Source organism: Bradyrhizobium sp. USDA 4449 (genome assembly GCF_054056275.1).
In genome coordinates this window covers 4831479-4855834 of sequence record NZ_JBSRYD010000001.1, presented here as the reverse complement: position 1 = coordinate 4855834, position 24356 = coordinate 4831479, and the positions used below count along the sequence as shown (strand labels likewise).

At 64.9% G+C, this 24356-nt stretch carries 20 protein-coding genes and 1 pseudogene; 6 read left to right on the top strand and 15 right to left on the bottom strand.

The window, feature by feature from the left end:
* Positions 1 to 295 precede the first annotated feature (295 nt).
* From ACVIIW_RS22555 to ACVIIW_RS22530, 6 genes and pseudogenes are all read left to right on the top strand, one after another.
* A complete protein-coding gene (locus tag ACVIIW_RS22555) occupies positions 296 to 2071 on the top strand; it encodes a thiamine pyrophosphate-requiring protein (RefSeq protein ID WP_456702733.1) in 1776 nt (591 codons plus the stop codon).
* On the top strand, positions 2071 to 3177 hold the full coding sequence (locus ACVIIW_RS22550; protein ID WP_456702732.1) for an enolase C-terminal domain-like protein: 1107 nt from the start codon (positions 2071 to 2073) through the stop codon (positions 3175 to 3177). Before ACVIIW_RS22555 ends, ACVIIW_RS22550 begins: the two co-directional genes overlap by 1 nt.
* Entirely contained in the window at positions 3174 to 4136 is a 963-nt protein-coding gene (locus ACVIIW_RS22545; RefSeq protein WP_456702731.1) for a hypothetical protein, read from the top strand. Before ACVIIW_RS22550 ends, ACVIIW_RS22545 begins: the two co-directional genes overlap by 4 nt.
* Entirely contained in the window at positions 4129 to 4779 is a 651-nt protein-coding gene (locus ACVIIW_RS22540; protein WP_456702730.1) for a gluconate 2-dehydrogenase subunit 3 family protein, read from the top strand. Before ACVIIW_RS22545 ends, ACVIIW_RS22540 begins: the two co-directional genes overlap by 8 nt.
* A pseudogene (locus ACVIIW_RS22535) lies at positions 4769 to 6406 on the top strand (GMC family oxidoreductase); the annotation flags it as partial. The gene ACVIIW_RS22540 and the pseudogene ACVIIW_RS22535, both read left to right, overlap by 11 nt.
* 57 nt (positions 6407 to 6463) lie before the next feature.
* Positions 6464 to 7525 (top strand): SDR family oxidoreductase, encoded by a 1062-nt coding sequence (locus tag ACVIIW_RS22530; protein ID WP_456705231.1) that lies wholly within the window; start codon positions 6464 to 6466, stop codon positions 7523 to 7525.
* A 259-nt stretch (positions 7526 to 7784) separates the two neighbouring features.
* On the opposite strand, the gene ACVIIW_RS22525 is transcribed toward ACVIIW_RS22530, so the two are convergent.
* From ACVIIW_RS22525 to ACVIIW_RS22455, 15 genes are all read right to left on the bottom strand, one after another.
* Complete coding sequence (locus ACVIIW_RS22525) at positions 7785 to 9278, bottom strand: ABC transporter substrate-binding protein (protein WP_456702729.1); 1494 nt, start codon at positions 9276 to 9278, stop codon at positions 7785 to 7787.
* 57 nt (positions 9279 to 9335) lie between these two features.
* Positions 9336 to 10340, bottom strand: coding sequence for an ABC transporter ATP-binding protein (locus tag ACVIIW_RS22520; protein ID WP_456702728.1), 1005 nt, complete (start codon positions 10338 to 10340; stop codon positions 9336 to 9338).
* Positions 10337 to 11344, bottom strand: a complete 1008-nt coding sequence (locus ACVIIW_RS22515; protein ID WP_456702727.1) for an ABC transporter ATP-binding protein — start codon at positions 11342 to 11344, stop codon at positions 10337 to 10339. The genes ACVIIW_RS22520 and ACVIIW_RS22515 overlap by 4 nt, the downstream gene beginning before the upstream one ends.
* Positions 11345 to 11346: 2 nt before the next feature.
* Positions 11347 to 12240 (bottom strand): ABC transporter permease, encoded by an 894-nt coding sequence (locus tag ACVIIW_RS22510; protein WP_456702726.1) that lies wholly within the window; start codon positions 12238 to 12240, stop codon positions 11347 to 11349.
* Positions 12237 to 13187, bottom strand: a complete 951-nt coding sequence (locus tag ACVIIW_RS22505) for an ABC transporter permease (protein WP_456702725.1) — start codon at positions 13185 to 13187, stop codon at positions 12237 to 12239. The genes ACVIIW_RS22510 and ACVIIW_RS22505 overlap by 4 nt, the downstream gene beginning before the upstream one ends.
* An 85-nt stretch (positions 13188 to 13272) precedes the next feature.
* Complete coding sequence (locus ACVIIW_RS22500) at positions 13273 to 14694, bottom strand: amidase (RefSeq protein ID WP_456702724.1); 1422 nt, start codon at positions 14692 to 14694, stop codon at positions 13273 to 13275.
* Between the two features lie 110 nt (positions 14695 to 14804).
* A complete protein-coding gene (locus ACVIIW_RS22495) occupies positions 14805 to 15740 on the bottom strand; it encodes a carbohydrate kinase family protein (protein ID WP_456702723.1) in 936 nt (311 codons plus the stop codon).
* A gap of 5 nt (positions 15741 to 15745) precedes the next feature.
* On the bottom strand, positions 15746 to 17392 hold the full coding sequence (locus ACVIIW_RS22490; RefSeq protein WP_456702722.1) for an FGGY-family carbohydrate kinase: 1647 nt from the start codon (positions 17390 to 17392) through the stop codon (positions 15746 to 15748).
* 38 nt (positions 17393 to 17430) lie between these two features.
* Positions 17431 to 18204, bottom strand: a complete 774-nt coding sequence (locus ACVIIW_RS22485; RefSeq protein WP_456702721.1) for an SDR family NAD(P)-dependent oxidoreductase — start codon at positions 18202 to 18204, stop codon at positions 17431 to 17433.
* A gap of 20 nt (positions 18205 to 18224) precedes the next feature.
* Positions 18225 to 19232 carry an ABC transporter ATP-binding protein gene (locus ACVIIW_RS22480; protein WP_456702720.1) on the bottom strand — a complete coding sequence of 336 codons (1008 nt, stop codon included), beginning with the start codon at positions 19230 to 19232 and terminating at the stop codon, positions 18225 to 18227.
* Positions 19233 to 19248: 16 nt separating this feature from the next.
* Positions 19249 to 20079 carry a carbohydrate ABC transporter permease gene (locus tag ACVIIW_RS22475; protein WP_456702719.1) on the bottom strand — a complete coding sequence of 277 codons (831 nt, stop codon included), beginning with the start codon at positions 20077 to 20079 and terminating at the stop codon, positions 19249 to 19251.
* Between the two features lie 4 nt (positions 20080 to 20083).
* Entirely contained in the window at positions 20084 to 20956 is an 873-nt protein-coding gene (locus tag ACVIIW_RS22470) for a carbohydrate ABC transporter permease (RefSeq protein ID WP_456702718.1), read from the bottom strand.
* Positions 20957 to 21045: 89 nt separating this feature from the next.
* Positions 21046 to 22299 (bottom strand): ABC transporter substrate-binding protein, encoded by a 1254-nt coding sequence (locus tag ACVIIW_RS22465; RefSeq protein ID WP_456705230.1) that lies wholly within the window; start codon positions 22297 to 22299, stop codon positions 21046 to 21048.
* Between the two features lie 297 nt (positions 22300 to 22596).
* On the bottom strand, positions 22597 to 23547 hold the full coding sequence (locus ACVIIW_RS22460; protein ID WP_456702717.1) for a sugar-binding transcriptional regulator: 951 nt from the start codon (positions 23545 to 23547) through the stop codon (positions 22597 to 22599).
* A 6-nt stretch (positions 23548 to 23553) separates the two neighbouring features.
* Positions 23554 to 24216, bottom strand: a complete 663-nt coding sequence (locus ACVIIW_RS22455) for an HAD family hydrolase (protein ID WP_456702716.1) — start codon at positions 24214 to 24216, stop codon at positions 23554 to 23556.
* Positions 24217 to 24356: the final 140 nt, after the last annotated feature.

Sequence of the window (24356 nt, the reverse complement as noted above, 5' to 3'; positions counted from 1 at the left end):
CTTCTCCTCCGCGTTCGCATCGACGAGATCGGCCCCGACGATCTCAGGCTTTATCTCACCTCTTTAGGAACCATCGCACTCCGCGCAGCATGAATTCGCGGAAGCAAAGGCTTTGTCCTGCGGTGACGTGACTCCATTCGCGTGGCGGAGCGGGCGTCGTTTGCCTGGCCGCATCTGTCGGCTGTCGGCCGCTCGTGAACCTAAACAATCATTTAGCCTGCAACATTCGACGTTGCTTCCCGTTTGACTTGATATCCAACCGGTCATCGCCGATCGACATACGGGAACCTTTCCGATGAATGTTAGCGACTATGTTTGGCATCGCCTGTCCGAATGGGGTTTGAAGCGCGTGTACGGTTATCCCGGCGACGGGGTGGGCGGCCTCGATGTCGCCCTCGAAAAGGCCAAGGACAAAATGGAGTACGTGCAGGTTCGCCATGAGGAGATGGCAGCCTTCATGGCCTCGGCCCACGCCAAGTTCACGGGCGAAGTCGGGCTTTGCTACGCGACGTCGGGCCCTGGCGCGATTCACCTGCTCAACGGGCTTTACGACGCCAAGATGGATCACGTTCCCGTGGTCGCGCTCGTCGGCCAGCAGGCGCGGAGCGCAATCGGCGCGAGCTATCAGCAGGAGGTCGATCTCCAGACCTTATTCCAGGGCGTGACCGAATACGTCGCGATGGCCAGCGTTCCCGAACAGGTTCGCCATCTGATCGACCGCGCGGTACGCATCGCCAACACCAAGCGCGCGGTCACCTGCGTGATCCTGCCCAACGATCTGCAGGAGCTCGACTACAAGGATCCGCCGGTGGCGCATGGCGCCACCCACACGGGCGTCGGTTATGCCGGGCCGGCGAAGCTGCCGGACGAGGCTTTGCTTCGTGCCGCTGCTGATGTCCTCAATGCCGGCAGCAAGGTTGCCATGCTCGTCGGTGCGGGCGCGCTCGATGCAACGGACGAGGTGATCGAAGTCGCGCAGCGCCTGCAGGCGGGCGTCGCCAAGGCGCTGCTCGGTAAGGCCGCGGTGCCCGACGATCTGCCGTTTGTCACCGGTTCGATCGGGCTGTTGGGAACGCGCCCGAGCTGGGATCTCATGAAGAACTGCGACACGTTCCTCATGGTGGGTTCCGCTTTCCCCTACAGCGAATTCCTGCCCGAGCCGGGCGATGCGCGCGGCGTGCAGATCGACATCGACGGCAGCCGGCTCAGTCTGCGCTATCCGATGGAGGTCAACATGGTCGGCGACAGCGCGACGACGTTGCGCGCATTGTTGCCGCTGCTCACGCAGAAGAAGCCGTCGTCCTGGCGGCGCGACATCGAGAAAGGCATGGCCGATTGGTGGGACACGCTGAAGCAACGAGCGATGAATTCCGCCGAACCGCTCAATCCGCAGCGGGTGTTCTGGGAGTTGTCGCCGCGTCTGCCTGATAACGCCATCATCACCGCGGATTCGGGCTCCGTCGCCAACTGGTACGCCCGTGATCTCAAGATGCGGCGCGGCATGAAAGCGTCGCTGTCCGGCGGCCTTGCCTCGCTCGGCGCCGGCACGCCTTACGCGCTCGCGGGAAAGATGGCCTACCCTGAGCGCACCGTGATCGCCTGCATGGGCGACGGCGCGATGCAGATGAACGGCCTCAATGTCATGATCACCATTTCCAAATACTGGCAACGCTGGTCGAACCCGCGGCTGATCGTGCTGGTGCTCAACAACCGTGATCTCAACCAGGTGACGTGGGAGGAGCGCATCCAGCTCGGTGCCGGAAAGACCGAGTCGACCCAGAGCATTCCGGATTTTCCCTATCATCGCTACGCCGAGCTGCTCGGCCTGAAGGGTATCTTCGTCGACAATCCCGATCGCGTCGGTGCGGCTTGGGACGAAGCGCTGGCGTCCGATCGGCCTGTGATCCTCGAAGCCTATACCGACCCCAACGTGCCGCCGCTTCCGCCGCACATCACCCTGAAGGACGCCAAGAATTTCGTCAGCATGATCCCGTCCGAGCCAGAGTTGGGAAGCGTGCTGAAGAACAGCGCCAAAGAGCTGCTGACGGGTGTTCTGCCCGGAAAAGACTGATGCTGTGCGAGGTCCCAATCCGGAGCGTGCGCGCGCAGGCGTACACGGTGCCGACCGATCGCCCCGAGGCGGACGGCACCATCGCCTGGAATTCCACCACCCTCGTGCTTGTCGAGGTCGAGGGCGGAGGGCAGGTTGGCCTCGGCTACACCTATGCCGGTGCCAGCATTGCGCCGCTGATCCGGGACACGCTCGCCGCGGTGATCGCGGGCAAGGACGCCCTGGCGCCGCAGGCCTGTTTCGAGGCGATGCAGCGCGCAGTCCGCAATCTGGGACGTGAGGGCCTTGCGGCGACGGCCATCTCCGCGGTGGATACCGCTCTGCATGATCTGAAGGCGCGTCTGCTCGCGCTGCCGCTCGTCGTTGCTCTCGGCGCGCGGCGCACCTCCATTCCGATCTATGGCAGCGGCGGCTTCACCACCTATTCCGACGACGAGCTGGAGCATCAGCTCGGCGGCTGGGTCGCGCAGGACGGCTGCGCTTACGTCAAGATGAAAATCGGCTCCGAGCCGGACCGGGACCCACATCGCGTCGCGGTGGCCAGGCGCGCGATCGGCGATGCGGACCTGTTCGTCGATGCCAATGGCGCCTGCACCCCCAGGCAGGCGATCCGGCTGGCGCACATCTTCCGTGAACAGGGCGTCAGCTGGTTCGAAGAGCCCGTGTCGTCGGACGATCTGCCTGGTTTGGCCATGGTGCGGCAGCACGCTCCTGATGGAATGGACGTGGCGGCCGGCGAATATGCCTACACTGTCGACTATGTGCGCGCGATGCTTGCGGCCGGTGCCGTCGACGTGCAGCAGGCGGACGCGACCCGATGCGGCGGCTTCACCGGCTTTCTCGGGATTGCGGCGCTGTGTGACGCCTTTCACGTCGACCTTTCCGGTCACTGCGCGCCGGCGCTGCATCTCGCCGTTGCCTGTGCTGCCCCCCGCATGCGCCATCTCGAATGGTTTCACGACCATGTCCGGATCGAGCGCATGTTTTTCGACGGCGCGCCGCAGCCGCGCGATGGCCGGATCGCCCCCGATCTGACGGTGCCGGGTAACGGGTTGGTCTTCAAGCGGAGCGATGCCGCCGCTTACGCCGTGTCGGAGGCCGCATGAAGCTTCCCGCGGAGCGCAATCTGATTGCTCTGGCCGGGATCGCTGCATCCGGCATGGCGCTTGTCTCACTGCTTTCGGCAGCCGCGCCGGCTCGCAGCTCCGGCTCGCGCCTCGCGCCGCGTCGCATTCGTGCCAGCCGCGCAGCAACGGTCAAAACAGCGCGGGAGCTCAACCGGGCCGCGGGAACGCTCGCCGCCTCCGTGCTCGCCGATTCCAGCGTCGAGCATTACCGCGGCTCGTTCAAGAACAAGGCCATGTACACCCCGCTTGCAGTTTCGGCGCTGACCCTGGCGACGAGCCTGCACGGCACGGCCGATATGCGTCCGCTCGCCCACAAGGCGCGCGACGCGACCTACCTGCTGGCGGCAGCCACCGGGCTGGTCGGTTCCGGATTCCATCTCTACAACGTCGGCAAGCGCGTGGGCGGCTTCAGCTGGCAGAATTTGTTTTACGGTGCGCCGATCGGCGCGCCGATGGCGATCCTGCTCTCGGGCCTGCTCGGCTTCTGTTCCGAACGGGTGCGGGAGGCGAGCCGAACGCGGCCGCGCATCTTCGGTCTGCCGGCGGGACGCACGATCGCCGCGGTGGCGAGTGCGGGCCTGCTCGGCACCACCGGCGAGGCCGGCCTGCTGCATTTCCGGGGCGCCTATCACAACCCCTTCATGCTTCTGCCGGTGACGCTGCCGCCGATCGGCGCAGCGCTGCTGCTGTCGGCGGCCGGGAGCGGTTCCGGCGGGACGCATCGCTTCACCCGCTGGTGGATGCGTGTGCTGACGGCCATGGGTGTGGCCGGTGTCGGCTTCCACGCATACGGCGTGTCACGAAACATGGGCGGCTGGCGCAACTGGAGTCAGAACATCCTGAACGGACCGCCGATCCCCGCGCCGCCGAGCTTCGCCGGCCTCGCATTGGCCGGCCTTGCCGCACTCGGTCTCATGAGGGCGCATCCCGATGCATGACAGTCGCGACCGCTATCCCGAATATGACGTTCTCGCCAAATTGTCGGGACCATCCTGGAACGACAAGACGCGCGAGGTCATCACGCGGCGGCTGTCGATCGCGCCCGAACCACGCTTCTTCACACCCGACGAATACGAGACCGTCGTGGCGATCGCGAGCCGCATCGTTCCGCAGCCATCCGATCGTCCGCCCGTGCCGATTGCCGCGCTGGTCGACCGCAAGCTGCACGACGGAATCATGGACGGGTTTCGCGTGCCCGATATGCCCCGGGACGGCGAAGCCTGGCGTCTCGGCCTGAAGGCGCTGAACGCCGAGGCCGCCGCGGCATACGGCAAGCGCTTTGCGCAGTTGCCCGAAGCCTTACAGGGTAAGCTGCTGCGCGCCGCCCAATGCGGCGAGTTGAAAGCGCCCGAATGGGGCGGCTTGCGCTGCGACGTCTTCTTCAAGGCGCGCATGGGGCGGGACATCGTATTCGCCTATTACGCTCACCCGACCGCCTGGAGCGAGATCGGCTGGGGCGGCCCTGCGAGCCCGCGCGGTTATGTGCGCCTCGGTCTCGACGAGCGCGATCCCTGGGAAGCGGCCGAGGCGAAAGACGGGAATGATGCCACAGCCCGCCGGAGCAATCGCCGTGTCCGATGATCCCCTCCATGCGCCGCGGGCGCACGATGGCCGGGCGCCGGACGTGTTCCGTCCAGGCGGCTGGATACCGATGCGGCAATACCGCGAGAGCGAGCCGGTCGATTTTGCCATCGTCGGGACCGGCGCAGGCGGAGGAACGCTCGCCTGCAAGCTTGCCGAATACGGCTTCTCCGTCGTCGCCCTCGACGCCGGCCCCTATTTCAGGCCGCTGGAGGATTTCGCCTCCGACGAATCCGAGCAGACCAAGCTTTACTGGACCGATGACCGCATCGTCGATGGCGCCAATCCGCTCCATCTCGGCAGCAACAACAGCGGCAAGGCCGTGGGCGGCTCGACGGTGCACTTCGCAATGGTCTCGCTGCGCTTCCGCCCCGAATGGTTCAAGTCGCGCACCCTGCTCGGCTACGGCGCCGACTGGCCACTCGATTGGCGCGAGATGTGGGACTACTACACCGAGGTCGAGCAGGCCCTGAAGATATCGGGTCCGGTGACCTATCCCTGGGGCCCGCCGCGTCCGCGCTACCCCTACCGCGCCCATCCGTTGAACGGCGCGGCGCGAGCGCTGGCCAAGGGTTGCGAGGCACTGGGCATCCAATGGACCGAGACGCCGCTCGCGACGCTGTCGGCGCCCCGGGGTCTGGCCCATCCTTGCGTCTATCGCGGCTTCTGCGTCACCGGCTGTTCGACCAACGCCAAGCAGAGCGCGCTGGTCACATGGATTCCGCGCGCGATCGCCGCGGGCGCGGAAATCCGCGATCTCGCGATGGTCGGTCGCGTCGAGGTCGAGCCGTCGGGGCTCGTGTCCGGGGTTCACTATCATCGGGACGGCGCATGGCGCTTTCAGCGTGCCCGCAACGTCGTGGTCGCTGGCTATGCCATCGAAACGCCCCGGCTTCTCTTGAATTCCGCGACGTCCCGCTTTCCGGACGGCCTCGCCAACAGCTCGGGCCTGGTCGGAAAGAACCTGATGGCGCAATCCAATCAGGCGGTGTGGGGGCGGCTGGAGCACGAGGTGCGCTCCTACAAGGGGCCGCCGTCGCTCGCCATTACCGAGCACTGGAACTACGAAGACAAGGGCAAGGATTTCTTCGGCGGCTATTCCTACATGAGCCAGGGCCCGCTACCGCAGCTCTGGGCGAACACGCTGTTCAGCGCTCGCGGGCTCTGGGGGGAGCGCCTGGTCGAGGCCATGAAAGACTACAACCACGTGGTCGGTCTCAAGATCGTCGGCGAGATGCTGCCGCAGGAATCCAATCGGGTCACCCTGGCCGACGAGGTCGACCAGTATGGCTTACGAATTCCCCGCATCACCTATTCCTGGTGCGACAACGACAAGCGTTTGATCGATCACTCCCTCAAGTTCATGGGCCGCGCGTTGGAGGCGATCGATGCACACGACATATGGATCCAGGACGACGATACCTGCCACCTCAACGGAACCGCGCGCATGGGGAGCGACGCCCGGACCAGCGTCGTCGATGCCGACTGTCGCAGCTGGGACATTCCGAACTTGTGGATCTGTGACGGCTCGGTCTTTCCGACGGTCGGAGGTGCCAATCCGTCACTGACGATTCAAGCGATCGCCTGCAGGACCGCGGACCGCATTCGCGTTCTGGCGCGACGGGGACGCCGCCGTCCCACGGCGAACCTCACTCCATCAACGTTCAACGGAGGTGCACAGATCATGAGCATGGTGCCACTTCACTCGGGCCGGGTCGTCGTCATCACCGGAGCTTCGGCGGGCGTCGGGCGGGCCATCGCGCATCGCTTCGCCCGCGACGGCTGGCGCATCGGCCTGATCGCGCGTGATGCGGAGGCGCTCGAGGAAACCCGGCGCGAGGTCGAGCAGATGGGTGGAACGGCGCTGCCCATGCCGTCCGACGTCGCCGACGCGGACGCAATGACCGCTGCGGCGGACCGCGTCGTCCGGACGTTCGGGACGATCGACGTCTGGATCAATGATGCCATGGTCACGGTGTTCTCGCCGGTATGGAAGATGACCGCCGAGGAGTTTCGCCGCGTCACAGAGGTGACCTATCTCGGCTTCGTGCATGGCACGATGGCGGCCCTGCGTCACATGCGGCCGGCTGATCGCGGGCACATCATCCAGATCGGGTCCGCACTGGCCTATCGCGGCATCCCGCTGCAATCGGCCTATTGCGGCGCCAAGCACGCCATCCGCGGCTTCACCGATTCATTGCGGACCGAGTTGATCCACGACCGGAGCCGCATCCGGCTCACCATGATGGAGCTGCCCGCGGTCAACACGCCGCAATTCGACTGGGCGCGAACCCACATGCCGCGAGAACCTCGTCCGGTCGCGCCGGTGGTGCAGCCGGAAGTCATCGCGAATGCGGTTTATCAGGCTGTCCTCCGTCCCGGCCGCGAATACTGGATCGGACTCAGCACGCTCAAGGTCATCCTGGGCAATACCGTGCTTCCGGCGTGGCTCGACCGCTATCTTGCGAAGGTGGCGTTTTCGGCGCAGGAAACGCCCAAGCCCGTGGGGTCCGAACGCCCCGACAATCTGATGCATTCGGTTCGGTCTTTGCACCGCACGCGCGGGCGCTTCGGCGCGGAGGCGGACGATCGTGCGGTCGTCGTCGACGGCCCCCTGGCGCGCGTCGTGCCCCTGGCGGTCGGCGCTCTCATGGCTTTCGCAGCCGGCCTTCTGCTCGGCACGCGGACGGGCCGGATCGGACGGCATCAACTCGAAGGACGTGGCATGGCTGGACGCGACCATTGACGAGAGCCGCCCGCGATCTCGCGCCCCGGTCACCCCGACTGCAATGATGGCATCATGCCAGTGTTTTGCCCGACGGATCAAGAAATATTTCGGTTTTTACGCAAATATCCGGGTCGGTCGCGCAAGTCCTTGAAAGAACTGACCCCCGGCTACGGTGCATGGGGTTGTTTTGCAGATTCTGTTTTGATGCGTCCCAAAAAAAGACCTCTCCCGATCAGGGAGAGGTCATTGGTGTTGGATCTGACTTCAGCGACTGGCCCTACTCCCAGGACCAGGCCGAGAAATCGTTCTCGAACTGCGGGACTTCCTTCCAGACGCCCTTCAGCTTCTTGTTGATCACCGTCGGCCATTGCGGCTGGAACAGGAAGCCGGCCACCGCGTCGGTCGCCAGCATCTTCTGGGCATCGCCGAGCAGCTTTGCGCGGGCGGCCTCGTCGGGGGTCGATACGATCTGCTTGTACAACGCGTTGAACGCGTCGTTGTTGTAGCCGAGGTAGAAGTCGGGCTCCGTCAGCTTGACGAGATCGAACGGCTCGACATGCGAGACGATGGTGAGATCGTAGTTGTGGGGGCCGCTGGGCGCGAACACCTGCGACAGCCACTGCGCCCATTCGACGTTCTCGATCTTGGCGACGATGCCGACCTTGGCGAGCTGGGCTGCGAGGATCTCGCCGCCCTGCCGCGCATAAGGTGGCGGCGGCAGCTTCAGGCTGAGCTCGAGCGGCGTGGTCACGCCGGCCTCAGCCAGCAGCTTCTTTGCCTTCTCGGGGTCGTAAGGGTTGATGCCTGTGGTGTCGACATAGCCGAGCGAGCCCGGCGTGTAGAAGCTGCCGATCGGTGTGCCGAAACCTTCCACAGCGCCGTCGATGATCGCCTTGCGATCGATCGCGGCGAGGATCGCGCGGCGCACGCGCACGTCGTCGAGCGGCTTCTTCTTCTCGTTGATGGCGACGATGGTCTTGGCCTTGGAGCCGCCGACCAGCACCGTGAAGCGCGGGTCGGCCTTGAATTGGGCGACAACGCGGGTTGCGATGCGCGGAAACGCATCCACGTCATTCGACAGGAGAGCCGCGGCCTGAGCGGCGGGATCGGAGATGAAGCGGATCGTCACCTTCGCGAGCTTGATCGCCGAGGCGCCCCGATAGTCGGCCCATTTGTTGAGCGTGAGCGAGGAGCCCTTGACCCAGGCGCCGAGCTGGTAGGGGCCGGTGCCGACCGGCTGCGTCACGTTGGTGGCCGCGCTCTTCGGCTCGACGATCGAGGCGCTCGCCTGCCCCAGCAGGAACGGCAGGTTCGGCTCCGGATATTTCAGCGTGAGCACGATCGTGTCGGCGTCGGGCGCGTCGACCTTCTCGAAAGCCTGGAACAGGCTCTTGTCCTTGTTGGTGCTGTTCGCGGCCGCGTTGCGCTCGTACGAGAATTTGACGGCGGCGGAATCGAAGGCTTCGCCGTTCTGGAATTTGACGCCCTTGCGCAGCTTGAACGTGTAGGTCTTCAGGTCGGGCGATGCGGTCCAGCTCTCGGCGAGCAACGGCGAGACCGAGCCGTCCTCGTTGATCTTGGTCAGGGTCTCGTAGATGTTGTAAAGCGTGACCTCGGCGATTGCGGCGGCGGCTGCGTTGGTGGGATCAAGCCCCGGCGGCTCCAGCGTCATGCCCATGACGACGCTGTCCTTCTTGCTCTGCGCCAGCACCGGCAGCGGCGCCGCGGCCAGCGCTGCGGCGAAAGCGACGATCGATAGCTTCTTCAACATGCCTAACTCCCGGGCCTTCTTCTGCTTCTCGAGGCTACGCCAAGTCTGTAGCCGACATTAACCTTCCATGGCCGCCTGCGGCGATGCCATCACGGCCTCCGCCTTGTGGCAGGCGGCAAGGTGTCCCTCGCCCACCCTGCGTAGCAAGGGCGGAACCTCGCGGCAATGCTGGTCGGCGTGCGGACATCGCGCGACATAGGGGCACCCCGTCGCGACCGCCGATTGCGAGGCGATCGCCTGGGCCCCGCGCCGGCGCCGGCCGCCACCGGCACGCGCCCGCGGCACGGCATCCAGCAGCGCCCGCGTGTAGGGATGTGCGCAGTGCTCGAACAGATCCTCAGGCCGCCCCTGCTCGACGATACGGCCGAGATACATCACCGCGACCTCGTCGCAGAGATGGTCGACCACCGCGAGGTCGTGGCTGATCAGGATGTAGCTCAGCCCGAACTGCTCCTGGAGGTCCTGCATCAGGTTCAGGACCTGCGCCTGGACGGAAACATCGAGCGCGGAGACCGGCTCGTCCGCGACGATCAGTTTCGGTTGCGTGATCAACGCGCGCGCGATCGCGATGCGCTGGCGCTGGCCACCGGAGAATTCGTGCGGATATTTGTCCATGTCCGCTTCGCGCAAGCCGACCTGCTTCAGCACCGCCGAGACGCGAGCGCGGAACATCCTGCGGTCGGCGTCGTCGAGCACGGTGAGCGGCTCGGCGACGATGCGCGCAATGGTCTGGCGTGGATCGAGCGATCCGTAAGGGTCCTGGAACACCATCTGGAAATCGCGCCGGGCGCGGCGCAATTCGTCGGGAGAGATGCGATTGAGATCGCGGCCGAGCAGCGTGACCTCGCCCGCCGTCGGCCGCTCCAGCGCCATCACCACGCGCGCGAACGTGGATTTGCCGGAGCCGGACTCGCCGACGATGCCGAGGCTCTTGCCAGCCTCAACCTGGACGCTGACGCCGTTGAGGGCACGGACCTGCCCGGGCGGGCGGAACAGACTTTCGCGCGGCAGCGTGTAGCGCTGCTCGAGATTCCTCACGTCGAGAAGGGGCGCTGCGGTCATGCGGACAGCGCCCCGACATTCGCAGCCATGGAGACATCGGTTCTGATGCAGCGCACGCCATGCAGCGGTCCGACCTCGACCATCGGCGGCAGCGCCGCCCGGCACGCGTCGATCACGAGCGGACATCGATCGGCGAATGTGCAACCGACAGGCAGATCGGCGAGCTCCGGCACCGTGCCCGAGATCGTCGTCAGTCGCGTCCCCCTGCGCGCGCCGAGCCGCGGGCGCGCTCGGAACAGGCCCTGCGTGTAGGGATGGCCCATGCGGCGAAACACCTGGTCCGTCGGCCCGCTCTCGACGACGGTGCCGCCATACATCACCATCATGCGCTGCACGTTCTCGGCGATGACGCCGAGATCATGCGAGATCAGGATCATCGACATGCCGCGTTCTTCGACGAGATCGGCGATGAGATCGAGAATCTGGCCCTGGATGGTAACGTCAAGCGCAGTGGTCGGTTCATCTGCGATCAAGAGATCAGGCTCGCAGGCGAGCGCCATCGCAATCGTGACGCGCTGGCGCTGGCCGCCGGAGAACTGATGCGGATAGGCATCGATACGTTTGGCCGGATCGGGCAGCCCGACGCGGTCGAGCAAGGCGATCGCCTCCTTGCGCGCTTGGGCTGTGGAATAATTCTTGTGACGCCGCAGCGGCTCGGCGACCTGATGGCCGATCGTGTGCATCGGGTTCAGAGCCGTCATGGGCTCCTGAAAAATCATGCTGATGCGGTTGCCGCGCAGCTTACAGTAATCCGCGTCCGGGAGGCGCGCGAGCTCGCGTCCATCGAGCTTGATGCTGCCGCTGACAACGGCGCTGTCAGGCAGCAGCCCCATCAGCGACAGCGCCGTAACCGACTTGCCGCAGCCGGATTCGCCGACGAGCCCGAGCGTCTCGCCGCGTTTCAGCGCAAAGCTCACGCCGCGGACCGCCTGTGCCGGACCGCGGCTGGTGTTGAGACGGACGCCGAGACCAGCGACTTCGATCAGGGTTGCGGGATCAACCATCGTCACCGCTCCCGCGCCAGTCTGGGATCAAGCAAATCTCGCAATCCATCACCGAGCAGATTGAGGCCGAGCACGGCGACTGCGATCGCAGCACCGGGATACACCGCGAGCATTGGGGACTGGAACAGCATGGTCTGCGCATCGTTCAACATGCGGCCCCATGAAGGCTGCGGCGGCTGCGTGCCGAGGCCGAGATAAGACAGCGCGGCTTCGGCGAGAATGGCCAGCGCAAACTGGATGGTCGCCTGCACGATCAGGATCGACAGGATGTTCGGCAGCACATGCTCGACGGTGATGCGGAAGGCGCCCTTCCCTGACGCGCGCGCGGCCAGCACGAATTCGCGCGCCCAGACCGCGTTTGCCGAACCGCGCGTCAGCCGGGTCAAGGTCGGGATCTGGAAGATACCGATCGCGATGATCGAGGTCACCATGCCTGGACCCGCGACCGCGGCAAGCATGATGGCCGAGAGCACGGCCGGAAAGGCGAAAGTGAAGTCGGAGAAGCGCATGATGATCTCTTCGGTCCAGCCGCGCTTGGCCGATGCGATCAGGCCGAGACAGACGCCGAAGGTCAGACCGATGCTGACGGCGATGACGCCGACCAGGATGGTCGAGCGCGCGCCGGCGAGCAACAGCGATACGATGTCGCGACCGAACGTATCGGTGCCCAGCCAATGCGCCGCCGACGGCGGCTGGAGTTTCGAGGCGATGTCGATCTCATAGGGCGACCACGGTGTCCAGACCAGCGAAAGCAGCGCGGAGATGACCACCAAAAGGCTCAGCGCGCCGCCGATCACAAAGCTGGGGTGCCGCAGCGCGCGACCCCAGAACGTCTGGGCCGACAAGGGTTGCGTTGCGACCGTTGCGTCGGCAGAGGTGGTCAGGGGCGCACTCACAGGTCGTGCACCTTGATGCGAGGATCGATGAAGGCATAGAGCACGTCGACCACGAAATTGACGATGACGACCATGGCCGCCAACAGCATCACGCAGTTGCGCACCACGATCAGATCGCGGTTGGCGATCGACTGGAAGATCAGGCGGCCAAGCCCCGGCAGGTAGAACACGTTCTCGATCACGATCGTGCCCGCAAGCAGATTGGCGAATTGCAAGCCCATCACTGTCATGACAGGAATCATGGCATTGCGCAGCACATGGCTCCACAGCACCTCGCGCCTGCCGAGCCCCTTCGCGCGCGCCGTGCGGACAAAGTCTTCGCGCAGCACTTCCAGCACCGCAGACCGCGTGACACGGGCAAGAATGGCGGCCTGCACCACAGCCAATGAGATCGACGGCAGCAGCAGCGACTTGACGCCGGGCCAGATGCCGTCGTCCCAACCGGCAAAACCGCCGGCGGACAGCCATTGCAGCCGAACGGCGAACAGCAGCACAAGGAGAATGGCGAACCAGAAATTCGGCAGCGCGATGCCGATTTGGGTTAGCGACATCACCCCGACATCGCCGAGCTTGTTATGGTTGGCGGCAGTGTAGATGCCGGCCGAGAGCGCCAGCACCACCGTGATCAGCATCGACATGATTGCGAGCGGAACGGTCAGCACCAGCCGTTCCGCGATCAGGCTCGCGACCGGCGTGCCGTAGACATAGGAGTTGCCGAGATCGCCGACGAGGAGACCCGTGATCCAATGCAGATAACGAACCGCCAGCGGCTGATCGAGCCCGAGCTTGACGGTGAGCGCGCGCACCGCATCGGGCGACGCATCGGCACCCATCAGCATCTGCGCGGCATTACCCGGCAGCGCGTCCAACACCAGGAAAATGATGACGGATGCGCCGACCAGCGTCGCCAGCAATGTCAGGACACGTCGGAGGACAAATACGCTCATGCGCGCTCAGCTTCAGGGCTCATCCGCGGCACGATCAACATGTCCGGACGCCGGACGCAAGCCCTTTGCGGCCCATCGTCCCCTCCTAGGCCGGCCGACGGGACAGGAGACTGGACGAGGCCTCAAACAGCGCGCTGACGTGCAGCAATTCCGCGTCGCCCCGGAAGCGGCCCACGAGCTGGAGCCCAATCGGCATTCCGTCGCGACCAAAACCGCAGGGTAGACTGATCGCGGGGTGGCCGGTCATGTTGAACGGCATCGTCCAGGGGAACCAGTGCGGCCGGACGCTGTCAAACTGCTGGCCGTCGATCTCGATCCGGCCGAACAGGTCCTGGTCGATCGGCAGTGCGGTGCGGGTGAGGGTTGGCATCGCCAGAAGGTGCCCGCGCGCAAGCAGGGATTGCACGCGACGGAACAACGCGGTGCGCGCGAACATCGCCTCCTGGTAGTCGACGCCGCTGACATCAGTCGCCAACGCGATTTGCTTGACGAAGGCTTCGCTGAGGACGTCACCATGCTCGGCCACCAGCTTTGAAAATCGCGAGCGCCAGACGGTGTGGTTGATAGCGCGCCAGATCGGCTCGACGTCGTATCCCTCGCCCGAAAACTCCTCGAGCTCCGCGCCCAGACCCGCGAGGCGATCAAGGCTCGCCCTGAAGGCCGTGGTCACATCCGAGGACACGGGTCGGCCCGGCGGCGACGCGCAGAACAGGATCTTTTGTCCGCGCAGATCGCCGCGCGGGGCGGCCATGCCGATGAAGTCGGGCACGGGCACGCCAATCGACCAGGGATCGCAGGCATCCTCGCCGGCCATTGCCTGCATCATCAGCGCGGTGTCCGCGACGGTGCGCGTGGTCGGCGTGACATAGGTCTGGTTTCCGAACGCATCCAGCGCCTGACTGTGCGCGATCACGCCATTGCTCTGCTTCAGCCCGACCACGCCGTTGCAGGCCGCGGGAATCCGCGTCGAGCCGCCGCCGTCGGTGGCAATCGCCAGCGGCGCGATGCCGCTCGCCACGGCCACCGCCGCGCCGCCGCTGGAGCCGCCGGAGGAGCGCCGCGCGTCCCAGGCGTTGCGGGTGCGGCCGAACAGCGGCGAGTCGGTCAGGCACTTGCTCCCGAACTCCGGCGTCGTGGTCTTGCCGATCAGGATCGCACCTGCGCTGCGCAGCTTTGCGACCGCGACAGCATCCTCGGCGGGCACATTGTCCTTGTAGGGAACGGCGCCGAAGGTCGTCTTCACCCCCTTGGTGTTGACGATGTCCTTGACGGTGACGGGCAGCCCATGCAGCAAGCCGAGTGGCTCGTCAGACATGACCTTGCGCTCGGCTTCGCGCGCCGCGGCCATCGCTTCGTCGCCGCACAATGTGATGAAGCAATTCAGCTCGGGCTGCAACGCTTCGGCGCGCGCGAGCACCGCGGTGGTGATTTCGACCGGCGACACCTTCTTGCGGGTGATACGTTCGCGCAGTTCCGTGGCAGAGAGGAAACAGAGGTCGTCGCTCATCAGGACAGGCTCGCGTCAGGATGTGCGGACCTTGCCAGCGCGCAACTCACCTGTCCATTTCGGCGGACGCATGGCCGCAATCCGCCGGGACATCCCGGGAATCGCGCGGACTACCAGCTCCAGCTGATCTCGTGGCTCCAGGGCGGATCGGCACCGGGGCGGGTGCAGGTCAGGCCGGCGCAGTTGGCGGCAAAGGACAGCGCGCGGCGGAGCTCGTCTGGGCCGATGTCCTTCAATTGCGCCCGGGCGATACGCTCTTGCTTGTAAAGCGCGAACAGCAAGGCAGCCTGAAAGGTGTCGCCGGCGCCGATGGTGTCGGCGACCTCAATCTTCGGCGCCTCGACCTCGATCTGCCCGGCCTTTGCATGCCAGGCAATGGCGCCATTGTTGCCGCGGGTGACCACGACAAGGCTCGGACCCCGCCCCAACATCGCGCTCGCGCGCTGTTGATACGACTCTTCGCCGAAAAGATAGGCGAAGTCGACGTCTGACATTTTGACGAGATCGGCGCTGGCAGCGAACTCATTCATTCGTGCGAGATAGGCCGGTTTATCCTTGACAAGGTTGGGCCGGCAGTTCGGATCGAAGGAAATCGTCGACGAGGCCTTCGCATCCGCAATCAGAGCCTTCGTTTCGGCAGCGCCCTGGTCGTTGACCAGCGTGGTCGAGCCGACATGGACAGCCGCCACCTTATTGAACGGAATGGTCCCACGCAGAAACCTCCAATTCCGCGTCGCGGTCTCGGCGTCATAGAAGGCGTAATTGGACTCGCCGGCGACGATGCGCACGAAGGCCAGCGTGGTCTGATGATCGCCGCGGGTGGCGAGACCCAGATCGACGTTCGACGCCACGGCGTGCTCCGCGATCATGCGTCCGAACATGTCCGTCGAGATGCCGCCGACGAAACCCGTCGGAGCGCCGAGCCGCGCCATCCCGATCGCAACGTTGAGACAGGAGCCGCCAACCGCCGGCATCACGGCCTCGCGTCCCTCCGCGTTTCTCGTCGGCACGAAATCGATCAGCGCATCGCCGCAGGAAATCAGCATGTCCCTCAACCCTTGACGATATCGCGCATCGCCGCGCGGCTGCTGCGATCGACGTCGCGCAGCAGCTTATATACCTCGCGCTTCCTCGTGTGAAACGCCGCCATTTCAGGCGTCGTCGGCTCGCTCTTGCGCCCGAGCGCCGACATCTTTGCCATGGTCTCGCCGATCGAGGCATAGGCGCCACCGGCGACCGCGCCGAGCATCGCTGCACCCAGCAGCACCGGCTCCTTCGTCTGGGGCAACGCGACGGTGAGGCCGGTGGTATCAGCCATGATCTGCCGCACCAGCGGGCTGCGGCTGGCGCCGCCGCCCATGATCATGATGCCGGCATGCACGCCATGTGCGGCAAAGGCCTCGATCACCTCCGCGAGCCCATAGGCGAGCCCGCACAGACCCGCGATGAACAGCCGTTCCATCGAACCGACATCGGTGTCGAGATCAAGGCCTGCGATCACCGCGCGCGTATCGGGATCGGCGTAAGGCGAGCGATTGCCGATGAATTCGGGGAGCACGTGGACGTCGCGGGCGAGCAGCGCTGCGCGGCTGGCATCGCCGGCACGCGCGATGATGCGGCGTTCGAGGAACTCGATGAGGTCGACACCCTCGGTCTTCGCCGCCGCGCTCGCCTTCGCGTGTCCCGGATGCGAGTTCAGGAGATGGTCGATCGCCGCGCCGGCGGCCGACTGCCCTCCCTCGTTGAGCCAGAAGTCCGGCACCATGCCCGAATAATAAGGACCCCAGACGCCGGGCACAAAGCAGGGGTCCTTCGTCGTCGCCATGATGCAGGCCGACGTCCCCATGATGTAGGCCAGGCGGTCCGTGACATCGGTCGTTCCGCCCGACCCGTCACGGCCGCCAATCGCGCCGATGCCGCCGGCATGGGCATCGATCAAGGAAGCACCAACCGGAATGCCTGCGGACAGGCCGAGATCGGCGGCGGCCTCGCGGGTCAGACCAGCACCGAGCCGTGTGCCGGGTGCGACGATCTCGGTGCCGATGCGGGCGTAGTTCTCGCTGACGAAGTCGGCCAGGCCAATGCGCTTGAAGAACGGGGCACTCCAGCCGCCGCCATCATGCGCGAGGTAGTTCCATTTGCAGGTAACGGTGCAGGTCGAGCGCTGCAGCGATCCGGTGGCGCGCCAGGTCAGATAGTCCGCCAGATCGAAGAAATGCCCGGCGGCGTCAAAGCTCGCACGCATGTGCCGCTTGAGCCACAACAGTTTCGGCATCTCCATCTCGGGCGAGATCGAGCCGCCGACATAGCGCAGCACGGCGTCTTCGGTCTCGTTGATCAGCCGCGCCTCCGCGATGGCACGGTGATCCATCCAGACGATGACGTTGCGCTGCGCCTCGCCGGAGGCGCTGACCGTAACCGGCTGGCCCCTGATATCGAGCACCACCAGGGAACAGGTTGCGTCGAAACCAATGCCGCCGACGCTCTCAGGCGCAATCGCTGCTTCCGCGATCGCCGCCCGTACCGATTTGACGCAGGCCTCCCAGATATCTTCCGACGACTGCTCGACGATGTCGCCGGCCTCGTGCCAGATCCGAATCGGATGCCTGGCGGTCGCAAGCAGCGTTCCCGCTTCGTCAAACACCCCTGCCCGCGTGCTCGTGGTCCCTACGTCGACGCCGATATACGCTCGCGGCATTGTCGCTCCCGGTCGCTTCCGTCAGTCTTGACGCAAGCCTACCAGCAAGTGTAGCCGCCATCCACCAGCACGATGCTGCCGGTCATCAGGCTGGCAGCCTCGGATGCCAGGAACAGGACGACCGAGGCGATCTCCTCGACCTGCCCCATCCGCGCCATGGGGGTTCCACCGATCCAGGCGTCGTACATCTTGGCGTTGCTTTTCACGAAGGCGTTGAGCGGCGTCTCGATATAGGTCGGCGCCACCGCATTGACGCGGATGCCCCGGGCGCCCCATTCGGCGGCCAACGACTTGGTCAGATGGTGCACGCCGGCCTTCGAGGCATTGTAAAAGCACTGCTCCTGCGGCTTGTTGACGATGAAGCCGGACATCGAGCCGACATTGACGATAGCGCCGCTCTTGGCCTTGAGCATGTGCTTGCCGAACTCGCGGCAGCACCAGAAGGTGCCGTTGAGGTTGACGTCGATGACATTGAGCCAGTGCTCGTCGGTCACCGTCTCAGCCGGCGTTTCGCTGCGGGCAATTCCGGCATTGTTGACGAGGACGTCGACCCTGCCGTGGCGGGCAACGAGATCGTTCGCCACCTCCGCCACCCGTTTGGTGTCGGTGACGTCCATAATGGCGGTCTCGATATCGTAACCTTTCGCCTTCAGGCTGGCCCTGGCATCGCCAGCGACCTTGCTGTCGCGGTCGCCGATGATCACTTTGGCTCCGGCCTCGGCCAGCGCTTCGGCGCAGGCCAGGCCAATGCCCTGCCCGCCGCCGGTGATGAACGCGGTCTTGCCGCTCAGCTTGAATTTCTCCAGATACATGGTCGTCTTCCCGTTTCTTGTTAGTTCCTGATCGCATTGCCGCTGGCATCGAAGCGGTGAATGCGGGCGGGGTCCGGCACCAGCGACACGCGGTCGCCGGCATGCAGGCTCAATTCGCCGATGTAACGCGCCGTCAACATCCCGAGCGGCCCCGCATCGACGTAAAGAAAGGTGTCGCTGCCGAGGTGCTCGGCCACCGCGATCGTGCCCTGCCAGCCGCCACCACCGTCGCGCTCAATCTTGAGATGCTCCGGCCGAACGCCGATCGTAGCGGCGCCCTGCTGCGCGGCGCTTTCGCCTGTCACGAAGTTCATCTTGGGCGAGCCGATGAAGCCGGCGACGAAAAGGTTGGCAGGCCGCTCGTACAGCTCCAGCGGCGAGCCGTATTGCTCGATTTTGCCGGCGTTGAGCACGACGATCTTGTCGGCCATGGTCATGGCCTCGACCTGGTCGTGGGTGACGTAGATCGCCGTGGTGCCGAGCTGCTTCTGGAGCCGTGTCACCTCGATGCGCATCTGTACGCGCAATGCGGCGTCGAGATTGGACAGCGGCTCGTCGAACAGGAACCCCTTGGGCTCGCGAACGATGGCACGGCCGATCGCGACGCGCTGGCGCTGGCCGCCGGAGAGCTCACGCGGCTTGCGGTCGAGGTAAGGCGTGAGGTTCAGCGTCGCAGCGGCGGCCTCGACCTTGCGGTTGATCTCGTCCTTGGGCAATCCCGCCATCTTCAGGCCGAAGCCGATATTGCCACGCACGCTCATATGCGGATAGAGCGCGTAGGACTGGAATACCATCGACAGCCCGCGCCTGGCGGGCGGCGTGTCGACGACATTCTTGCCATCGATCAGGATGGCGCCGCCCGTGACATCCTCAAGGCCCGCTATCAGCCGGAGAAGCGTAGTCTTGCCGCAGCCGGACGGACCGACGAAGACAACGAAAGATCCGTCGGCGATATCAAGATCCGCGCCCTTGATGATGTGCACCGGGCCAAACGATTTCTGTACGCCCTGAAGTGTGATCTGACCCATGTTCCGCCAGCCCCTTTTACTTCACCGCGCCGAAGGTGAGCCCGCGCACGAGCTGCTTCTGGCTGAACCAACCGAGGACGAGAATGGGAGCGATCGCCAGCGTGGATGCCGCTGACAGCTTTGCCCAGAACAGTCCTTCCGGACTGGAATAGGACGCGATGAACGTCGTGAGCGGCGCGGCATTCGAGGTCGACAGGTTCAACGTCCAGAACGCCTCGTTCCAAGCCAGGATCAGATTGAGCAGCAAGGTCGACGCGAGCCCCGGGATCGCCATCGGCGTCAGCACGTAGACGAGCTCGCGGCCGATCGTGGCGCCGTCCATGCGCGCCGCTTCGAGGATGTCGCGCGGGATCTCTTTGAAATAGGTGAAGAGCATCCAGATGACGATCGGAAGATTTCCGAGGCAAAGGATAAAGACGAGGCCGATGCGGGAATCGAGCAATCCAAACATCTTGTAGATCAGGTAGATCGGGACCAGAACGCCGACCGGCGGCATCATCTTGGTCGACAGCATCCAGAGCAGGAGATCCTTGGTGCGCTTGGTCGGCGAGAACGCCATCGACCAGGCCGCGGGGACCGCGATCACGAGCGCAACCAGCGTCGAACCGCCGGCGATGATGATCGAGTTCATGGCGTGGAGCAGATAGTCGCTGCGCTCCTGCACCGTCGCATAGTTTTCCGTGGTCCAGTGGAAGAATAGGAAGGATGGCGGGATGGCAAAGGCCTCGAGCTCGGTCTTGAAGCTCGCCAGCACCATCCAGAGGATCGGGAAGAAGATCAGGAAGCCGAAGAACCATGCCCCGATCGTCGAGATCGCTACCTGCTGTGTGGTTGACTTGCGCGCCATGATGTCAGGCTTCCAGGTTGCGGCCGACGATGCGGACGAGGAAGAAGGCGACGACGTTGGCGATGACCACAGCCACGAGGCCGCCTGCGGATGCGCTGCCGACGTCGAACTGGATCAGCGCCTGCGAATAGATCAGGAAGGCGATGTTGGTGGTTTGCAGGCCGGGCCCACCGCCGGTAGTAACGAAGATTTCGGCGAACACGGTCAACAGGAAGATGGTCTCGATCAGGATTACCACGGTGATCGGGCGTGCCAGATGCGGCAGCGTGATGTAGATGAAGGTCGAGATGGCGCTGGCGCCATCCATCTCGGCTGCCTCCTTCTGCTCCTCGTCGAGCGATTGCAGCGCAGTGAGCAGGATCAGGGTCGCGAATGGCAGCCATTGCCAGGCCACGATCAGGATCACCGAGAACAGCGGCAGGTCGTTGAACCAGTCCACTGGCGTCAGCCCGATCAGCTTGGCGAGCCAGGCGAACAGGCCAGACACCGGGTGCATCAGCAAATTCTTCCAGACCAGCGCGCTCACCGTCGGCATGACGAAGAATGGAGCGATCACCATGAGCCGGACAAAGTTACGGCCGATGACGGGCTGGTCCATCAACAGCGCCAGGGGAATACCCAGCAGGATCGTCAATGCCAGCACCGAACCGACCAGCACCAGCGTGTTCTGAAGCGACGCGAGGAAGGCCGGATCGGTGAGGAAGTAGCGGAAGTTTTCAAGCCCGACGAACGATTCCGAGCCGGGATCGAGCAGGCTGTAATGCAGCGTCGCAAAATAGATCGTCAGCGCGAGCGGAACGATCATCCAGATGAACAGCAGTCCGACGGCCGGGGTCAGGAGCGACCGCGCCAGGAATTGCGTCTGCCGGGTTGCCATCCTCAGGCTCTCCGCTTGGAGGAAGAAGGCGGCCATCCATCGCGCAAGGAGTGGATGGCCGCGAGTTTGAGCTCAGGGAGAGCTCGGGTTCATTTGATGTAGCCGGCGCGCTTCATCTCACGCTCGGTTGCGGATTGCGCAGCGGCGAGCGCCGCATCGACCGTCATCGAGCCCGCAAGCGCGGCGGAGAACTGCTGCCCCACCTGCGTGCCGATGCCCTGGAACTCGGGGATCGCGGCGTATTGCACGCCGACATACGGCACCGGCTTCACGGTTGGATGGTTCGGGTCCGCCGCGTCGATCGAGGCCAAGGTCATTTTGGCGAACGGGGCGGCCTTCAGGTACTCAGGGTTCTCGTAGAGCGAGGTGCGCGTGCCCGGCGGCACGTTGGCCCAGCCTTCCTTCGAGGCCACGAGCTTGGTGTAGTCCTTGCTGGTGGCCCAAGCGATGAACTTCTCGGCGGCTTCGGCCTTCTTCGAGCCGGCGGGTATGGCGAGGCTCCACGCCCACAGCCAGTTGGCGTTCTTGCCGAGTCCGGCGTTGGGCGCGAGCGCAAAACCGACCTTGTCGGCGACCTTGGAGTCCTTTGGATTGGTGACGAAGGATGCCGCCACCGTCGCATCGATCCACATGCCGCACTTGCCGGCGTTGAACAGCGCCAGATTCTCGTTGAAGCCGTTCGAGCTCGCGCCGGGAGGGCCGGCCTCCTTCATCAAATTGACGTAGGTCGTGAGCGTCGTCTTCCATTCCGGCGTGTTGAACTGCGGCTCCCACTTCTCGTCGAACCAGCGCGCGCCGTAGGAATTGGCCATGGCCGAGAGGAAGGCCATGTTCTCGCCCCAGCCGGCCTTGCCGCGCAGGCAGATGCCGTAGACGCCAGCGTTCTTGTCGGTCAGCTTCTTGGCGGCGTCGATGATGAAGTCCCAGGTCGGCTTCTCCGGCATCTTCAAGCCGGCCTTGTCGAACAGGTCGGTGCGGTACATCACCATCGAGCTCTCGCCGTAGAACGGCGCGGCATAGAGCTTGCCGTCGACGGAGACCGCATCCCTGATCTTCGGCAGGAGGTCGGCGACGTCGTAATCGGCGCCGAGATTGGCGAGCGGCACCAGCCAGCCCTTCTTGGCCCAGATCGGCACCTCGTAGGTACCGATGGTCAGCACGTCGAACTGGCCGCCCTTGGTGGCGATGTCGGTGGTGACGCGCTGGCGCAGCACGTTTTCCTCGAGGGTCACCCATTTCACGGAGATGTCGGGGTTTGCCTTGGTGAATTCGCCGGTCAGGCCCTGCATCCGGATCATGTCGCCGTTATTGACGGTGGCGATCGTCAGGGTCGTTTCAGCCATCGCGGGGACGGCAAGCAGTACGTATGCGCCGCAGACGGCGCCCAGAACGTGTTTCACGGTGTCCTCCCTCAACTCGCGCTTTGAGCATATGCCCACGCGTTGAGCGTATGTTCGGCCGAGGTGCGGCAGATGTCAAGCAGGCGCGCACGCATCTCGGCAACTTATGAGTGCTGCGGTGCGGGAGCGGACGGCGTAGTGCGTGCGCGGATGATGATCATTATTCGAGCCGAGCGCCCACGGCTTGCTCGACCTCTTCCGCAAGCGGGAGACGGAGCCGAATCCCGTTGCCGCGCCAGCTCAGCGCTCCAGGATCGCCCTGGCGGTGGCCTCGTCGGTGATCAGGCCGTTGATCAGCCGCCCGTTCAGGGCGGCCGCAATCGCCGGCACCTTGGCCGCACCGATTGCAGCCCCGATCGTCGTGGTCTTCGCCGGCACCTCCGGCGGAATGCTGGTGAGGCGCTTGTTGGTGCCGGCCTTGAGCAGTCGCCCCTTGGAATCATAGGCCCAGCCGGTGATCTCGCCGATGGCACCCTGCCGCATCATCTCGAACAATTCGTCACGCGTGACAAAGCCGTCGACATGGACCTGCGCCTTCTGGTCCATCTGGCCGATGCCGACGAGGCGCAGATCCGCCTTGGCCGCGACCGCCTTCACCTTGGCGATCGGCTCGATCCGTACCATCTTGTTGCGCTCGTCTTCGGACGACATCAGGAACGGCAGCGGCATCGGATAGTGCCGCGCGCCGGTCCGGTCGGCGAGACGGCCGACGGTGTCGTAGAAGCTCGCCGAGCCGTCGGCCGAGATGTTGCCGACCAGCGAGACGATCTGATGGTTGGGCCGGTCGATCGGCGTGACGCGCTCGACCGCGGCGCGCACCGCCCGCCCCGTGCCAAGCGCGACGATCACGGGCGTCTCCGAGCGTAGCGTCGCATCGAGCAGGTTGGCGCACCGCTCGGCGATACCGGCCGTGGCCTGGGGCGCAGCAGAGTCGGCCGGCACGACCTCGCAATGGCTGAGGTGAAACCGCTCCTTCAACCGTGCGGCCAGTTCCATGCAGGCAGCGATCGGATGATCGAGTCGGAAGGTGATGAGCCGCTCGGCGAGGCACAGCGACACCAGCCGCTGCGCCGAGGCGCGCGATACCTGCAGCATCTTTGCGATCTCGTCCTGGGTGTGGCCGGCAATGAAATAGAGCCAGCCGGCGCGCGCCGCGTCATCGAGCCTTGATTTTTCGTTCTCCGCGGCCATACGGCCTCACGCCTCCCAGAAATCGCTCATGTGCGCGAAGACCCGATCGGCTCCGGCAGCGGATAATATAGCCCGGCCATCGCGGGCGCGATAATGGCCACCGCCGACAAATCCCCAGACCGTCATGCCCGCCGCCTTGGCGGCCTGTACGCCGCTGACACTGTCCTCGATCACCAGCGTGCGCGAAGGGCTGGCCTGCATCTTCCCGGCGGCGTGCAGAAAGAGATCCGGCGCCGGCTTGCCGCGCCTGACCATCTGCGCGGTGTAGAGCCGATCGCCGAAATGCGGCGCGAGGCCGGTGACGTCAAGCGACAAGGAGACACGGTCGAGGTCGCTCGACGATGCGACACAGCGCGGCGTATTCAATTCGGACAGGAGCGCGCCGACGCCGGGGATCGGCTGGAGCGCGCCCGCAAACGTCTCGAGCACACGGGCCTTCAGGCGCGGAAGAAAGTCGTCAGGCAAGGCCTGGCCGAGATCGCCATAGTGCTCCTCGATCGCCTTGGTGCTGCGTCCGAGAAATAGCTCGAGCGCCTGCTCCACGCTGAGTTGAAAGCCGAACTCCGCCAAGACGTCGGACAGGCAGCGACAGCTGAGCAACTCGCTGTCGACGAGCACGCCGTCACAATCGAAGATGATGAGATCGGGTTCAGGCCGGCGCTGGTCCATCCCCGCATTCGATCATATACCCAGATGATGAGCAATAGCTCACAAGGGAACAGAGCGTCTCGGGGCGTGGCGGGCCTTTCCGTCAGGTAGGCGGGCAAAGCGACTTGTCCGCCGTCGGTCGAAGGAGCGAGGGCAGAGGC

What these genes read in the sequence shown, in the direction of transcription:
- ACVIIW_RS22555 (WP_456702733.1), top strand. Translation starts at nt 296, where the DNA reads ATGAATGTTAGCGACTATGTTTGGCATCGCCTGTCCGAATGGGGTTTG.
- ACVIIW_RS22550 (WP_456702732.1), top strand. Translation starts at nt 2,071, where the DNA reads ATGCTGTGCGAGGTCCCAATCCGGAGCGTGCGCGCGCAGGCGTACACG.
- ACVIIW_RS22545 (WP_456702731.1), top strand. Translation starts at nt 3,174, where the DNA reads ATGAAGCTTCCCGCGGAGCGCAATCTGATTGCTCTGGCCGGGATCGCT.
- ACVIIW_RS22540 (WP_456702730.1), top strand. Translation starts at nt 4,129, where the DNA reads ATGCATGACAGTCGCGACCGCTATCCCGAATATGACGTTCTCGCCAAA.
- ACVIIW_RS22530 (WP_456705231.1), top strand. Translation starts at nt 6,464, where the DNA reads ATGAGCATGGTGCCACTTCACTCGGGCCGGGTCGTCGTCATCACCGGA.
- ACVIIW_RS22525 (WP_456702729.1), bottom strand. Translation starts at nt 9,278, where the DNA reads ATGTTGAAGAAGCTATCGATCGTCGCTTTCGCCGCAGCGCTGGCCGCG.
- ACVIIW_RS22520 (WP_456702728.1), bottom strand. Translation starts at nt 10,340, where the DNA reads ATGACCGCAGCGCCCCTTCTCGACGTGAGGAATCTCGAGCAGCGCTAC.
- ACVIIW_RS22515 (WP_456702727.1), bottom strand. Translation starts at nt 11,344, where the DNA reads ATGGTTGATCCCGCAACCCTGATCGAAGTCGCTGGTCTCGGCGTCCGT.
- ACVIIW_RS22505 (WP_456702725.1), bottom strand. Translation starts at nt 13,187, where the DNA reads ATGAGCGTATTTGTCCTCCGACGTGTCCTGACATTGCTGGCGACGCTG.
- ACVIIW_RS22500 (WP_456702724.1), bottom strand. Translation starts at nt 14,694, where the DNA reads ATGAGCGACGACCTCTGTTTCCTCTCTGCCACGGAACTGCGCGAACGT.
- ACVIIW_RS22495 (WP_456702723.1), bottom strand. Translation starts at nt 15,740, where the DNA reads ATGCTGATTTCCTGCGGCGATGCGCTGATCGATTTCGTGCCGACGAGA.
- ACVIIW_RS22490 (WP_456702722.1), bottom strand. Translation starts at nt 17,392, where the DNA reads ATGCCGCGAGCGTATATCGGCGTCGACGTAGGGACCACGAGCACGCGG.
- ACVIIW_RS22485 (WP_456702721.1), bottom strand. Translation starts at nt 18,204, where the DNA reads ATGTATCTGGAGAAATTCAAGCTGAGCGGCAAGACCGCGTTCATCACC.
- ACVIIW_RS22480 (WP_456702720.1), bottom strand. Translation starts at nt 19,232, where the DNA reads ATGGGTCAGATCACACTTCAGGGCGTACAGAAATCGTTTGGCCCGGTG.
- ACVIIW_RS22475 (WP_456702719.1), bottom strand. Translation starts at nt 20,079, where the DNA reads ATGGCGCGCAAGTCAACCACACAGCAGGTAGCGATCTCGACGATCGGG.
- ACVIIW_RS22470 (WP_456702718.1), bottom strand. Translation starts at nt 20,956, where the DNA reads ATGGCAACCCGGCAGACGCAATTCCTGGCGCGGTCGCTCCTGACCCCG.
- ACVIIW_RS22465 (WP_456705230.1), bottom strand. Translation starts at nt 22,299, where the DNA reads ATGGCTGAAACGACCCTGACGATCGCCACCGTCAATAACGGCGACATG.
- ACVIIW_RS22460 (WP_456702717.1), bottom strand. Translation starts at nt 23,547, where the DNA reads ATGGCCGCGGAGAACGAAAAATCAAGGCTCGATGACGCGGCGCGCGCC.
- ACVIIW_RS22455 (WP_456702716.1), bottom strand. Translation starts at nt 24,216, where the DNA reads ATGGACCAGCGCCGGCCTGAACCCGATCTCATCATCTTCGATTGTGAC.